12 protein-coding genes are annotated in these 13,540 nt (G+C 61.6%); 10 read left to right on the top strand and 2 right to left on the bottom strand.

The features are described from left to right. Nucleotides 1-47 precede the first annotated feature (47 nt). The 10 genes from GRI34_RS06160 (at nucleotide 48) to GRI34_RS06115 (ending at nucleotide 12,293) form a co-directional block, all read left to right on the top strand. The gene (locus GRI34_RS06160) at nucleotides 48-1,580 is read left to right on the top strand and encodes an acyl-CoA carboxylase subunit beta (RefSeq protein ID WP_160595188.1); all 1,533 of its coding nucleotides are present in this window, start codon (nucleotides 48-50) and stop codon (nucleotides 1,578-1,580) included. A 506-nt stretch (nucleotides 1,581-2,086) separates the two neighbouring features. Beyond that, entirely contained in the window at nucleotides 2,087-4,126 is a 2,040-nt protein-coding gene (locus tag GRI34_RS06155) for a S9 family peptidase (protein ID WP_234028159.1), read from the top strand. A 79-nt stretch (nucleotides 4,127-4,205) separates the two neighbouring features. Further along, the gene (gene mce / locus GRI34_RS06150; protein ID WP_160595187.1) at nucleotides 4,206-4,655 is read left to right on the top strand and encodes a methylmalonyl-CoA epimerase; all 450 of its coding nucleotides are present in this window, start codon (nucleotides 4,206-4,208) and stop codon (nucleotides 4,653-4,655) included. Nucleotides 4,656-4,677: 22 nt separating this feature from the next. Then, entirely contained in the window at nucleotides 4,678-6,834 is a 2,157-nt protein-coding gene (scpA, locus tag GRI34_RS06145; protein WP_160595186.1) for a methylmalonyl-CoA mutase, read from the top strand. Between the two features lie 277 nt (nucleotides 6,835-7,111). Continuing rightward, entirely contained in the window at nucleotides 7,112-8,122 is a 1,011-nt protein-coding gene (bioB, locus tag GRI34_RS06140; RefSeq protein ID WP_160595185.1) for a biotin synthase BioB, read from the top strand. After that, a complete protein-coding gene (locus GRI34_RS06135; RefSeq protein ID WP_160595184.1) occupies nucleotides 8,122-8,352 on the top strand; it encodes a hypothetical protein in 231 nt (76 codons plus the stop codon). The genes bioB and GRI34_RS06135 overlap by 1 nt, the downstream gene beginning before the upstream one ends. Then, on the top strand, nucleotides 8,349-9,128 hold the full coding sequence (locus tag GRI34_RS06130; RefSeq protein WP_160595183.1) for a heme-dependent oxidative N-demethylase family protein: 780 nt from the start codon (nucleotides 8,349-8,351) through the stop codon (nucleotides 9,126-9,128). The genes GRI34_RS06135 and GRI34_RS06130 overlap by 4 nt, the downstream gene beginning before the upstream one ends. A gap of 148 nt (nucleotides 9,129-9,276) precedes the next feature. Then, nucleotides 9,277-9,708 carry a hypothetical protein gene (locus GRI34_RS06125; RefSeq protein ID WP_160595182.1) on the top strand — a complete coding sequence of 144 codons (432 nt, stop codon included), beginning with the start codon at nucleotides 9,277-9,279 and terminating at the stop codon, nucleotides 9,706-9,708. Between the two features lie 74 nt (nucleotides 9,709-9,782). Continuing rightward, nucleotides 9,783-11,849: an acetyl-CoA carboxylase biotin carboxylase subunit gene (locus tag GRI34_RS06120; RefSeq protein WP_160595181.1), complete on the top strand. Its 2,067-nt coding sequence runs from the start codon at nucleotides 9,783-9,785 to the stop codon at nucleotides 11,847-11,849. A 183-nt stretch (nucleotides 11,850-12,032) separates the two neighbouring features. Continuing rightward, a complete protein-coding gene (locus tag GRI34_RS06115) occupies nucleotides 12,033-12,293 on the top strand; it encodes a hypothetical protein (RefSeq protein ID WP_160595180.1) in 261 nt (86 codons plus the stop codon). Nucleotides 12,294-12,299: 6 nt separating this feature from the next. Here GRI34_RS06115 and GRI34_RS06110 read toward each other — a convergent pair whose 3' ends face one another. Both GRI34_RS06110 and GRI34_RS06105 read right to left on the bottom strand, forming a co-directional pair. Next, nucleotides 12,300-12,761: a GNAT family N-acetyltransferase gene (locus tag GRI34_RS06110; protein WP_160595179.1), complete on the bottom strand. Its 462-nt coding sequence runs from the start codon at nucleotides 12,759-12,761 to the stop codon at nucleotides 12,300-12,302. Between the two features lie 3 nt (nucleotides 12,762-12,764). Continuing rightward, nucleotides 12,765-13,535, bottom strand: a complete 771-nt coding sequence (locus GRI34_RS06105) for a cyclase family protein (RefSeq protein WP_160595178.1) — start codon at nucleotides 13,533-13,535, stop codon at nucleotides 12,765-12,767. Nucleotides 13,536-13,540 lie beyond the last annotated feature (5 nt).

Raw genomic sequence — 13,540 nt, 5'->3', positions numbered from 1 at the left:
GCCACTGCGCGCTCTAGGCGCTTCGCGAGAGAATTTACGGAGAGAGCATGTCCGCCAATATCGCCGAAATGGAACGTCGCCGCGAAGCCGCCAAGCTGGGCGGAGGCGAGAAACGCATCGCCGCACAGCACGCCAAGGGCAAGCTGACCGCGCGCGAACGGCTCGATGTGTTGCTGGATGAGGGCAGCTTCGAAGAACTCGACACTTATGTCGAACACGACTGCGTCGACTTCGGCATGCAGGACCAGAAGATCCCCGGCGATGGCGTCGTCACCGGATCGGGCACGATCAACGGCCGCCTCGTCTATGTTTTCAGCCAAGATTTCACCGTCTTCGGCGGCTCACTTTCCAAGCGCCACGCAGAAAAGATCTGCAAGGTGATGGATACTGCGATGAAAGTCGGCGCGCCGGTGATCGGCCTCAACGACAGCGGCGGCGCGCGCATCCAGGAAGGCGTCGCTTCGCTCGGGGGCTATGCCGAGGTGTTTCAGCGCAATGTGCTGGCCAGCGGCGTGGTGCCGCAGATCAGCCTCATAATGGGGCCATGTGCAGGCGGTGCGGTCTATTCGCCCGCGATGACCGACTTCATCTTCATGGTGGAGGACAGCAGCTACATGTTCGTCACCGGCCCCGACGTGGTGAAGACGGTGACCAACGAGGTCGTCACGCAGGAAGAACTGGGCGGGGCGAAGACGCACACCACCAAGACCAGTGTCGCCGACAACAGCTTCGAGAACGACATCGAGACGCTGCTCGCGACGCGCGATTTTTTCGATTACCTGCCGCTGTCGAACCGCGAGGAGGTGCCGGAACGGCCCACGGCGGACGCTTGGGACCGCGAGGAGCCGAGCCTAGACACGCTGATCCCCGACAACGCCAACCAGCCCTATGACATGCACGAAGTTATCAGGAAGACGCTGGACGAAGGCGATTTCTTCGAGATCCAGCCGAACCATGCCGCCAATATCATTTGCGGCTTCGGCCGGGTCGAAGGGCGCACGGTGGGCGTGGTGGCGAACCAGCCAATGGTGCTGGCCGGCGTGCTCGACATCGCCAGTTCCAAGAAGGCCGCGCGTTTCGTGCGCTTCTGCGATGCTTTCGAAATCCCGATCCTGACCTTCGTCGACGTGCCCGGCTTCCTCCCCGGCACGGCGCAGGAGCATAACGGCATCATCAAGCACGGCGCGAAGCTGCTGTTCGCCTATGCCGAGGCGACCGTGCCCAAGATCACCGTCATCACCCGCAAGGCCTATGGCGGCGCCTATGACGTGATGGCGTCGAAGCATCTTCGCGGTGATCTCAACTACGCCTGGCCCACCGCCGAAATCGCCGTGATGGGCGCAAAGGGCGCGGTGGAGATCATCTTCCGCCAAGACCGCGACGATCCCGACAAGATCGCCGAGAAGACCAAGGAATATGAAGACCGCTTCGCGAACCCCTTCGTGGCCGCCCAGCGCGGCTATATTGACGAGGTGATCTACCCGCATTCCACGCGGCGGCGGATTGCATTGGGGCTACGCAAGCTCCGAACGAAGCAGCTCGAGAACCCGTGGAAAAAGCACGACAATATCCCACTGTGAATAAGGTTGGTCTCGCTTCGTTAGTCGTCCTTTTCGCCTCGCTTGTTGGTGTTGGATATGTCGCGAGAATAGGCGAGCAAGGTATCGATCAACGTCAGAAGACACGTGCCGATCAAGCCAATTTTTGGGATTGTTCAAAGCTTCCGTCGGATGATTTACTCCGGCGTCTGTATATCCGGCGGATCGTTTTCGATCATGACCCGGATGCTAGAGCCATTAAACGTAACTTTCTGAGTTTTGTATTGACCCCGTACATTTCAGCGCGGCTTGACCGAAGAGAGTTAGTTGAGGACTTTCTGAAAACCCGATCTAGTCGAGAAAGAAACTGCATTCCATTACGGAGCTCTTGAAATGAGACTCGGCCATCTCAGCCATATCGACGTCGCCACGCTGCTAATCGACTGATCTCTGCCGTCTATCGAGGTGTGCGCCCCTCGACGCCGTGTTACCTAGACAATACAGCTTCCCCCGGTTAGTCTCCCGGTCATCGAGAGGAGACTGACTTCATGAAGAAAATTTCCCTAGCCGCCGCTGCGCTTGCAGGTTCGGCGTTGATGACGGGCGTCGGCCATGCAGAACATCACGCCCTTTCCGATTACGAGCTGATCGACCGCGATGAATTGTTCGGCAATCCCGTCGCGAGCCAGGGCCGCATCAGCCCGGACGGCCAGTGGGTCAGCTGGATCGCGCCCGACGAAGGCGTGATGAACGTCTGGGTCGCGCCTGCCAGCGATCCGTCGAACGGCAAGGTCGTGACCGACGACCGCCATCGCGGCATTTCCAACCACCAGTGGACCGTCGACAGTCAGTACGTATTATTCGTGAAGGACAATGACGGCGACGAGAACTTCCACGTCTACGCCGCCGATCCCCAAACTGGTGAGACACGCGACCTGACCCCGCTGCCCGACGGCATCCGCGCGCAGCTGACGGGCGCAAGCCGCGACCGGCCCGGCGTGATCCTGGTCGGCACGAACGAGCGTAACCCGCAGCTCACCGATCTTTATGAATACAACATCGAGACGGGCGAGCGCACGCTGGTCGCGGAAAATCCCGGCTATGCTGCCTGGGTCACCGACAATACCTACAAGCCGCGCATGGCGCTGGCTCCGCAGCCCGATGGCGGGATGAAGGCCGTCTATCTCAACGAGGACATGACGCCGGGCGAGGTGTTTGCCGACATTCCCAGCGAGGACATGCTTAACACCAATATCGTCGGCTTCTCGCGCGACAACAACACGGTTTACATGATCGACAGCCGCGAGCGTAATCTTGCGGCAGGCTTCGCCATCGACCTGACGACGGGCGAGCGCTCGCTGCTGGTAGAGCCGGAAAAGGCAGACCTGAGCCGCGTTCTCGTCGACAACGAGACCTACGAGCCGATCGCCTATTCGACCAATTACCTCCAGGAAGAATGGCAGGCGCTGAACGACGAGGCGGCCAAGGAATTGCAGTACCTTTCCTCCAAGATCGACGGCGAGTACCAGATCCTTTCGCGGACCGAAGACGACAGCAAGTGGATCGTATGGGGTGGCTCTGCCGAGGCTCCGGGGCAATATCATGTTTACGATCGGGCTGCGCAGACGCTGACGCCGTGGTTCGTGACACGTCCCGATCTCGCCGATGCGCCGCTGCAGCCGATGCACCCGCTCGAACTCAAGTCTTCGGACGGCAAGACGCTGGTGTCGTATCTGACGTTGCCGCCGGGCAGCGATCCCGATGGCGACGGGCGTCCGGACGAAGCGGTCCCGATGCTGCTGTGGGTCCACGGCGGCCCGTGGGCCCGCGACAGCTACGGCTACAACACGATCCACCAGTGGATGGCCAATCGCGGCTATGCGGTACTGAGCGTCAATTACCGCGGCTCGACCGGCTTCGGTAAGGACTTCACCAATGCTGCCGTCGGCGAATTTGCCGGCAAGATGCACACCGACCTGATCGACGCGGTCGACTGGGCGATTGCGGAAGGCATCGCGCAGGAAGACAAGGTCGCGATCGGCGGCGGCAGCTACGGCGGCTATGCCACGCTGACCGGCGTTGCCTTCACGCCCGACCGCTTCGCCTGCGGCGTCGATATCGTCGGCCCGTCGAGCCTCGTCACCCTGATCGAGAGCTTCCCCGAATACTGGAAACCGTTCCTTGCCGGGACCTGGTATCGCTATGTCGGCGATCCCGCCAATCCCGAACAGCGCAAGGACTTGCTGGCGCGCTCGGCCATCAGCCGGATCGACGACATTCGCGTGCCCCTGCTCGTGGGGCAGGGCGGCAACGACCCGCGCGTGACCAAGCAGGAAGCCGACAACCTGGTGGAGGCTATGCAGGCCAAGAACCTGCCCGTCACCTACATCAACTATCCCGACGAAGGGCACGGCTTCCAGAAACCGGAAAACCGGCTGAGCTTCTTCGCGGCGATGGAAGGCTTCCTCGGCACCTGCCTCGGCGGGCGTACGCAGCCTATCGGCGAAAGCTTCGAAGGCAGTTCGGCGGAAATCCTCGCCGGTGCCGAATATGTCGAAGGACTGGGAGATGTCGAAAGCGGCGGTTGATTGCTGCCTGCCGACGTTCCAAAGAAGCGGCGCGCTCCTGTTTGCAGGGGCGCGCCGTTTCTGTTCTGGAGGATGACGCATGAAGCTCGGCCGTCTCAATCACATCGGTGTCGCGACGCCGTCGATCGAGGAATCGATCCGCTACTACCGCGACGTCATGGGCGCGACGCGCTTTCACAAGCCCTTCGATCTGGAAGCGCAGGGGGTGAAGGTCTGCTTCGTCGACACTCCGGGTGAAGAGGGCACCAACGGCACGCAGATCGAACTGATCGAGCCGCTGGGCGAAGACAGCCCCATCGCCAAGTTCCTCGAGAAGAATCCCTCCGGCGCGCAGCACCATGTCTGCTACGAGGTCGAGGACATCGAGGACGCGCGCAAATGGTTCGACGATATGGGCAAGCGCATTCTCGGCCCGACGCGCATCGGCGCACACGGCACGCCGATCTTCTTCCTCCACCCCAAGGACATGATGGGCCAGCTCACCGAAATCATGGAAACCCCCAAGGAAAACGCGCACTGGTCGAACTGATCGCGCGGACACGGAACTCACGATGACTGACAAGCCGACATACGACGACTGGAAGGCCCGCGCCGACAAGGAAGTGAAGGGCCGCGACCTGACCTGGCACACGCCCGAAGGCATCGAGGTAAAGCCGCTCTACACCAGCGAGGATACCGAAGGTCTCGACCCCGGCGTGCCAGGCATCGCGCCGTTCACGCGCGGGCCTTATGCCTCGATGTACACCGGCCGTCCGTGGACGATCCGCCAGTATGCGGGCTTCTCCACCGCCGAGGAATCGAACGCCTTCTACCGCCGCAACCTTGCCGCGGGTCAGAAGGGCCTGTCTGTCGCTTTCGACCTTGCCACCCACCGCGGCTATGACAGCGACCACCCGCGCGTGGTCGGCGACGTCGGCAAGGCGGGCGTCGCCATCGACACCGTTCGCGACATGGAAATCCTGTTCGACCAGATCCCGCTCGACACCATGAGCGTGTCGATGACGATGAACGGCGCGGTGATCCCCGTGCTCGCCTTCTACATCGTCGCGGCAGAGCGGCAGGGGGTTTCGCAGGACAAGCTCGCCGGGACCATCCAGAACGACATCCTAAAGGAGTTCATGGTCCGCAACACCTATATCTACCCACCCGAACCGAGCATGCGGATCGTTTCAGACATCATCGCATATACCTCGGCCAACATGCCGAAATTCAACAGCATTTCGATCTCGGGCTATCACATGCACGAGGCCGGGGCGACGGCAGTGCAGGAACTCGCCTTCACCATCGCCGACGGCAAGGAATACGCCAAGCGCGCGATGGAAGCGGGCCTCGATATCGACGACTTCGCGCCGCGCCTGTCCTTCTTCTGGGGCATCGGCATGAACTTCTTCATGGAGATCGCCAAGATGCGCGCGGCGCGCGCGCTGTGGCACGATGTGATGACCGATCTCGGGGCCGAAAACCCCAAGTCGAAGATGCTGCGCACCCACTGCCAGACGTCCGGTGTTTCCCTGCAAGAGCAGGACCCCTACAACAACGTCATCCGCACCACGATCGAGGCGATGGCGGCGGTGCTGGGCGGCACGCAGTCGCTCCACACCAATGCGCTGGACGAGGCGATCGCGCTGCCGACTGACTTCTCCGCCCGCATCGCGCGCAACACGCAGCTCGTGATCCAGGAAGAGACCGGCATCACCAATGTCGCCGATCCGCTGGGCGGCAGCTATTACATCGAAAGCCTCACCGCCGCGCTGGTAGACGAGGCGAAAAAGATGCTCGACGAGGTCGAGGCGGCAGGCGGCATGACCGAATACGTCGCCAGCGGCAAACCCAAGGCGCAGATCGAGGAAGCGGCTGCTGCGAAACAGGCCAGCGTCGACCGGGGCGAGACGGTGATCGTAGGCGTCAACAAGTACCGCCGCGACAAGGAAGACGAAATCGACACGCTCGACATCGACAACCATGCCGTGCGCCAGAGCCAGATCGCGCGGCTTGAAAAGGTCCGTGCGGGCCGCGACGAGTTCGCCTGCAAGGCCGCGCTCGACGCGCTGGCACGCGGCGCTGCGCAGCGCGAGGGCAATTTGCTTGAGCTCGCTGTCGAGGCGGCGCGCCACGATGCGACGCTGGGCGAAATCAGCCAGGCGATGGAAGACGCCTATGGCCGTTACGACACCATGCCCAAGCCCGTGCGCGGCGTGTATTCCGAAGCCTATTCGGACGACGATCGCTACCGCCAGGTGGTCGAAGGGGTGAAGGCGGTCGAGCGCCGCCTCGGCCGTGCGCCCAAGCTGATGGTCGCCAAAATGGGCCAGGACGGCCACGACCGCGGCGCAAATGTGATCGCCTCCGCCTTTGCCGACATGGGCTTCGAGGTCGTCTCCGGTCCGCTGTTTCAGACGCCCGCGGAAACCCGCGACATAGCGCTGGAGAACGATGTCGACGCCATCGGCGCGAGCAGCCTTGCGGCGGGGCACAAGACGCTTATCCCCGAACTGATCGGCCTGCTGAAAGACGCGGGCCGCAGCGACATCAAGGTCATTGCCGGCGGCGTGATCCCGCAGAAGGACTACGACTTCCTGCGCGATGCCGGTGTGCAGGGCATCTACGGTCCGGGCAGCAACGTGGTCGAATGCGCGGCGGACGTGCTGCGCCTGATGGGCCACAACATGCCGCCTGCCGGTGAGGATCTGGACGAGGCGGCTGAGTGAGCTCTCATAGAGGTTCGAAAACTCTCGTCTTCACGCTTTCGGGGGTAATTCTAGGGGTTCTTTTCGCGAGGGCTTTAGGTGCGACAAATCTGCTAGCCCATTCCGTGGTGATCGCTCCTCCTGCGCTGATCGGATTGGGACTCAGTTTCCTAGCGTTCGACAAATCGGGCAACTTTCGGAATCGAAATTGGGTAATCGCCGCCCTAGTGCTCGGCCTAACGATCGTTTTTGGCCTGATTTTTTCGGGCTTTGTCGCAATATCTTCGAGTACTGATTTATGAATCAAATCCGCACAGACTGGACCCGCGAGGAAATCGCGGGGCTGTTCGACCTTCCCTTTACCGAACTGCTTTTCCAGGCCGCTACCGTCCACCGCGAGTTCCATCCGCCCGAGCAGATCCAGCTGTGCACGCTGCTGTCGATCAAGACTGGCGGGTGTCCGGAGGATTGCGGCTATTGCTCGCAGTCGGTGAAGGCCGATAGCGGGGTCGAGGCGACCAAGCTGATGGAGGTGCAGTCCGTCCTCCAGCGCGCGGCGCAGGCGAAGGATGCGGGCAGTCAGCGCTTCTGCATGGGCGCGGCATGGCGCAATCCCAAGGACCGCGACATGCCCGCGATCGTCGAGATCGTGAAGGGCGTGCGCGAAATGGGGCTGGAGACCTGCATGACGCTGGGCATGTTGACGCCGAAACAGGCGGACATGCTCAAGGAAGCGGGCCTCGATTACTACAATCACAATGTCGACACCGGGCCGGAATATTACGAGCGCGTGATCTCGACCCGCAACTACCAGGACCGGCTCGACACGCTGCAGAACGTGCGCGATGCGGGCATCAACGTGTGCAGCGGCGGGATCGTCGGCATGGGCGAAACGCGCGAGGACCGGGTGGCCTTCGTCCACACGCTCGCCACGCTGGAGCTCCATCCCGAAAGCGTGCCGGTCAACGCTCTGGTGCCGGTCAAGGGCACGGTGCTGGGCGACATGCTCGCCGACACCCCGCTCGCCAAGATCGACGATATCGAGTTCGTGCGCACCGTGGCCGTCGCACGTATCACGATGCCGATGAGCATGGTCCGCCTCTCCGCAGGCCGCGAAAGCATGAGCGAAGCGACGCAGGCGCTGTGCTTCATGGCGGGCGCGAATTCGATCTTCACCGGCGACAAGCTGCTGACCGCTCCCAATGCGGGCGACGACAGCGATGCGGCGCTCTTCGCCAAGCTGGGCCTCACCGCGCTCCAGCAGGAGGAGCCGATGCGGGCTTGCAAGGTGGCGGAGCCAGCCGAGTGATGGCTCGCTTCATTCGTATCGCAACTATCGGTTTTTCACTATTCTCGGTTCTCTTCTGGACCGCCGCTTCTATGGTCTTCGAAATCGTGAAATTTTCGGCAAGTGGTGAAGAGAAAGCTGCTCCCGGCTATTTGGCAGGGGGCGCCATCCCGACCATTCTTTACGGCCTTATCTGCGCGATATTTTTACAGTGGTTCGCACGCGGAATTATCAAACGGATGCGCCCTTGACCCTCGGCTTCTCCGTCGACGCATTGCTGCCGAAGGCACGCGGGGGCGGGGTGCTCAAGATGGGGCTCGCCAAGCTCGACGAGAGGGACTGGCTCCAGCCAGATCCCGACCTTGCGGCGCGCGAGGCGGGGTTCGCGGCCTATCCGCAAGGCATCCAGCTGTCGCGCGAAGGCGAGGCGCCAGGGGTGGAGCTCGCTGCGGTGCTCGGACTCTCGGGTGGCCTGCCCCAAGCGGCGCGGGCGCATCACGAGGACATGTGTCTGCTCACCCTGCGCGAAGGCGACGAACAGTACCGCCTCGTCGGCGCGGCAGTGGCATGGCCTTCCGACTGGACGCCTGCCGACAAATTGGGTCTGCCCCTGCGTGCGCTGCATGCGCCGATTCAGGGATACGAGGAGCAGCTTGCCAGCGGCGTCGATCACTTCATGGCCAAGCTCAAAGCGGGCGCGATTTACGGGCGCTGCAACTGGTTTATCGCAGCCACCGGCGACAAGCGCTGGGTGGCCGAGCCTCCGGAACAGGCGTTTGCGCATGTCACGCCGGAAAATGCCGGCGAAACCCTCTTCGTGCGCTCCGAACGCCAGACCTTGCGCCGCCTGCCCGAAACGGGTGCGATCCTCTTCACTATTGGTATCTACGTGTCTCCGCTGGGCGAGCTGTCATCGGACAACCAGCAGCGCCTCGCGGTGGCCATGCAGGGGCTTCTCGAAGGCGAGGGCGAGCGGCGCGGAGCGCAGCACTATGCCCATGCGCTGATCGAGTTCGTCCAGCCGTAGACGGAAATTCGAGGTCGGATCAGTGGGTTAGGCTGACTGCTTGACTCTCGCTCGATTCGGGTGGCTAATTCGCCGCGCTGGGGGACAACAGCAGATAACCGAACGGATCGCTTCTTAGGGTCGTATTCCTGACTAGGGGGAAGACTGCATGAAGAAGCTTATCTTGACCGTCGCCGCCATTGGCCTCGCCATTCCGGCAACACCCGCCTTTGCGGACGATCACACGCCCGAACTTTCCAAGGTCGACTGGTATCGGGTCAACATGATCAAGTGGAAGCAAGGCAAGGGGGAACGTGCCCACGAAATCATCGAAATGTTCGAAAAGGTCGATACGGCACTGGGCTATAACGACGTGATCGATTTCCATATGCAAACCGGCGATTATGACAGCATCGTCGCTTTGCCGATGCGCGGTGGTATCGCGCAGATGGGTTGGGCTGAAAATCCCGAGGGTAAGAAGTGGGAGGCCGAATTCGTGCGCCAGGTCGGCGGCGAGGACAAGGCCAAGGCGCTGTGGGAAGAATTCGATTCCCTTATCCTGCGTCAAGACCGCCACATCGGTCATATCGACCGGGATTGAGGTACTTGCCTTGATACGGGGCCTCCGCTGCGGCATGGACTGCTCACGCTAGTTCGCCTGCATCGGAGGCCCGTTTGTTTTCCAAGATCCTGATTGCCAATCGCGGTGAAATTGCCTGCCGCGTCATCAAGACTGCCAAGCGGATGGGTATCGCCACCGTCGCGGTCTATTCCGATGCCGACGCGCGCGCGCCATTTGTGCGCATGGCGGACGAGGCCGTGCACATCGGCCCGGCACCGGCAGCGGAAAGCTATCTGATCGCAGACAAGATCATCGCCGCCTGCAAGCAGACCGGCGCGGAGGCAGTGCATCCGGGCTACGGCTTCCTCTCCGAACGCACCAGCTTTGCAGAGGCTCTGGCAGAGAATGACATCGCTTTCATCGGCCCCCCGGTCGGTGCGATTGCGGCGATGGGCGACAAGATCGAATCCAAGAAACTGGCACGCGAGGCCGGGGTCAACGTAGTCCCCGGCTTCGTCGGCGAAATCCGCGATACGGAGCATGCCGTCGAGATCAGCGGCGACATCGGTTATCCGGTGATGATGAAGGCCAGCGCAGGCGGCGGCGGCAAGGGAATGCGCCTCGCCTATTCCGAAAAGGATGTGCGCGAAGGCTTCGAGGCGACCAAGCGCGAAGGTTTGAACTCCTTCGGCGACGACCGTGTCTTCATCGAAAAGTTCATCGAGAACCCGCGCCATATCGAAATCCAGATCCTGGGCGATAAGCACGGCAACATCATCTATCTCAACGAGCGCGAATGCTCGATCCAGCGGCGTCACCAGAAGGTCGTCGAAGAGGCGCCGTCGCCCTTCGTCACACCCAAGATGCGCAAGGCCATGGGCGAACAGTGTGTCGCACTGGCGCGGGCGGTCGATTACCACAGCGCAGGCACCGTCGAACTGATCGTCAGCGGCGCGGATCCGACGGGCGAGAGCTTCTACTTCCTCGAAATGAACACCCGCCTGCAGGTAGAGCATCCGGTAACGGAAGCGATCACTGGCGTAGACCTTGTAGAGCAAATGATACGGGTCGCGGCCGGCGAGACGCTCGATATCACACAGGACGATGTAAAAATCGACGGCTGGGCGATCGAGAACCGCGTCTATGCGGAAGATCCCTATCGCGGCTTCCTGCCGTCCACCGGGCGCCTTGTTCATTACCAGCCGCCGGTGGAGCCGTGGGCGGACGATGGCGCCGAGAACGGGCGACGAGGCATTGACGGCATCCGCGTCGACGATGGCGTGTTCGAAGGCGGTGAAGTGTCGATGTTCTACGACCCGATGATCGCCAAGCTCGTCACCTGGGGCGAAACCCGCGACGAGGCGGCGGACCTTCAAGTGCAGGCACTGGACGCGTTCCGGATCGAGGGGCTCGGGCACAATATCGATTTCCTCAGCGCCATCATGCAGCACCCGCGTTTCCGCTCGGGCGAACTGACGACCGGCTTCATTGCCGAGGAATATCCCGAGGGTTTCGAAGGCGCTCCTGCCTCCGACGAACTCAAGCGGGTATTGGCTGCGGTGGGCGGCGTCATCGCGACAGCCGATGCCGATCGCGCCCGACGGATCGACCAGCAGTTGAACGGCGACGAATACGCGCCGGGCGATTGGACCATCCGGATCGGCGAGCGTGAGGAAGGCTCGTCCAGCCATGAAGTACGGCTAGAAGAGAACGCGCTGACCGTCGATGACGAGCAGGTCACGATCGAGATGCAGTACACGCCGGGCCAGCGCATGATCGACGTGGCTCTGTTCGCAAACGATGCCGACGAAGATGCCGAGCCGCTCGAAACCTATACGTTCCAGCTGGCTCCGTCGCGCACTGGCTATGCCATCACGACGCGCGGGGCGACGCATCACCTGCGTATCCTCCAGACGCGCATCGCGAACCTTGCCGGTCACATGATCGAGAAGGAACCGCCGGATCTTTCCAAGATGCTCATCTGCCCGATGCCGGGCCTGCTGGTGAAGCTGCACGTGGCAGAGGGCGAGGAAGTCCAGCCCGGCCAGCCGCTGGCCACAGTCGAGGCGATGAAGATGGAGAACATCCTGCGCGCCGAAAAACAGGCTGTCGTGGGCAAGATCAATGCCGGCGAAGGCGATAGCCTCGCGGTGGACGAAGTCATCCTCGAACTAGAATAGAAAAGAGCGGCGCGCTTTTTACTATAGCGCCGCGCTTCGATTATTACCCTGATCGCGCCGATCCTTGCGAAATGCAGGGGTCGGCGTGAAATCGTGGTTAAGGGTCTTTTACCGAATCGGTCTTGTGGAGATACTGTGGGCCTTCGGTTCGCTTCTGACGCAACTCACTCAGGAGTAGTACGCATGGCACACAGGGGAACAGGATTCTTCGACACGCGGGGTAATTACCACAAGACCCCGGAAGACGCGACGATCAGTGATCTCGCAGGAATTCTTGGCAAAATTGGCGAAGGTGACAGCCTCGCACCGGGCATTGCGCAGATGCTGTTGCAACGCAGGTCCGAAATCGAACGTTTGTTCAGCGAACATGACACCATGATGGCCGATTACCAACCTCACGGTGCAGGCGCGAAGGTCACACGACTGGAACCGCGCGCGAGCTGAACCCGGCTAGGCTTTCAGGTCCAGATGGTAGCACTGGTTGTGCGGACCATTGACGTATTGCGCGAAACCCTCGCCTGCAGCGAAACCGCGCTTCGTGTACAGTCTGATAGCGGGTTGAAATACTTCTGCGGTGCCTGTCTCCAGGCTTAGTCGTTCGGTGCCCTCTTGCGCGGCCATGGCGATGAGGGCCTCCAGAATAGCACTCGCGGCTCCTTTCCCGAGATGGTCCGGATGAGTCCGCATGGATTTCAATTCCGCCTGACCGCCAGCGAGCCGCTTCAAGGCACCCATCGCAATGAGCGTGTCTCCCTCCCAGGCCCCGATGATCGTAATGCCGGGCTTTTCCAAACCCGAGACATCGAGGGCAAAGTCGGTCCCCGGAGGCGATGCGCGGTGCATATCTTGCTGGTGATAGGCGGCAAGTTCACGGACGCAGGGATCAGCAATATCGGCAAGTGCGACGCGCATCTTTTACTCTTCCACCATCGCGACCGCCCGGATCCATCCTGCACTGGCGCGTTCGATCTTCACGGGAAAACAGCTGAACATGAAACCGTGACCGGGCAGGCTTTCGAGATTGGTCAGCTTTTCAATCTGGTAATAGGGGCGAATGCGGCCCGCCTTGTGGCCTTCCCAGATGATCGAGGGATCGCGGGTTTTCGCCCAACGTTTTGCTGTGTGGCTGAAGGGGGCATCCCAGCTCCACGCATCGGTCCCGACAACTTCGACACCGCGCTCGGTCAGCCAGAGCGTTGCCTCCGCGCCTAGCCCCACGCCCTGGTCGGTGAAATTGTCCGTCCCGTAGACCGCGCCAGACTGGACCAGCACGATATCGAGAGGCTGCAGGTCGTGGCCGATCTTCGCGAATGCCTCCTCGACCTCTGCCGCGCTGACGACATGGCCGTGGGGCAGGTGGCTGAAGTCGAGCTTCACACCCGGGCGATAGAAGCGGTCCAGCGGGGCCTCGTCGATGCTCGGCGCAGGGCTCGCACCATCGTCCGTCGTCGAATGATAATGCCACGGCGCATCCATGTGCGTGCCGTTGTGGGTGGAGAGTTCCAGCATCTCGACCGCCCAGCCTTCGCCGCCCGGCAGGTCGCCCTTTTCCAGTCCCGGGAAGAACATTGCGATCTGCTCCCACGTGCTTTCGTGGGTCATGTACTGGATCTTTGGGCGCATCACGTCGGGGTCGGACACGACCTCGTTGGTGATCGGGATGGAGAGGTCGATAAAGCGCGTCATGCGCG

It is taken from the genome of Qipengyuania aquimaris, from assembly GCF_009827445.1.
In the GTDB taxonomy this organism is placed as follows: Bacteria; Pseudomonadota; Alphaproteobacteria; order Sphingomonadales; family Sphingomonadaceae; genus Qipengyuania; species Qipengyuania aquimaris.
This window is presented reverse-complemented; position numbering and strand designations above follow the sequence as displayed.

Coding starts and splice junctions, on each gene's coding strand:
- GRI34_RS06160 (WP_160595188.1), top strand. CDS start 48: ATGTCCGCCAATATCGCCGAAATGGAACGTCGCCGCGAAGCCGCCAAG.
- GRI34_RS06155 (WP_234028159.1), top strand. CDS start 2,087: ATGAAGAAAATTTCCCTAGCCGCCGCTGCGCTTGCAGGTTCGGCGTTG.
- mce (WP_160595187.1), top strand. CDS start 4,206: ATGAAGCTCGGCCGTCTCAATCACATCGGTGTCGCGACGCCGTCGATC.
- scpA (WP_160595186.1), top strand. CDS start 4,678: ATGACTGACAAGCCGACATACGACGACTGGAAGGCCCGCGCCGACAAG.
- bioB (WP_160595185.1), top strand. CDS start 7,112: ATGAATCAAATCCGCACAGACTGGACCCGCGAGGAAATCGCGGGGCTG.
- GRI34_RS06135 (WP_160595184.1), top strand. CDS start 8,122: ATGGCTCGCTTCATTCGTATCGCAACTATCGGTTTTTCACTATTCTCG.
- GRI34_RS06125 (WP_160595182.1), top strand. CDS start 9,277: ATGAAGAAGCTTATCTTGACCGTCGCCGCCATTGGCCTCGCCATTCCG.
- GRI34_RS06115 (WP_160595180.1), top strand. CDS start 12,033: ATGGCACACAGGGGAACAGGATTCTTCGACACGCGGGGTAATTACCAC.
- GRI34_RS06110 (WP_160595179.1), bottom strand. CDS start 12,761: ATGCGCGTCGCACTTGCCGATATTGCTGATCCCTGCGTCCGTGAACTT.
- GRI34_RS06105 (WP_160595178.1), bottom strand. CDS start 13,535: ATGACGCGCTTTATCGACCTCTCCATCCCGATCACCAACGAGGTCGTG.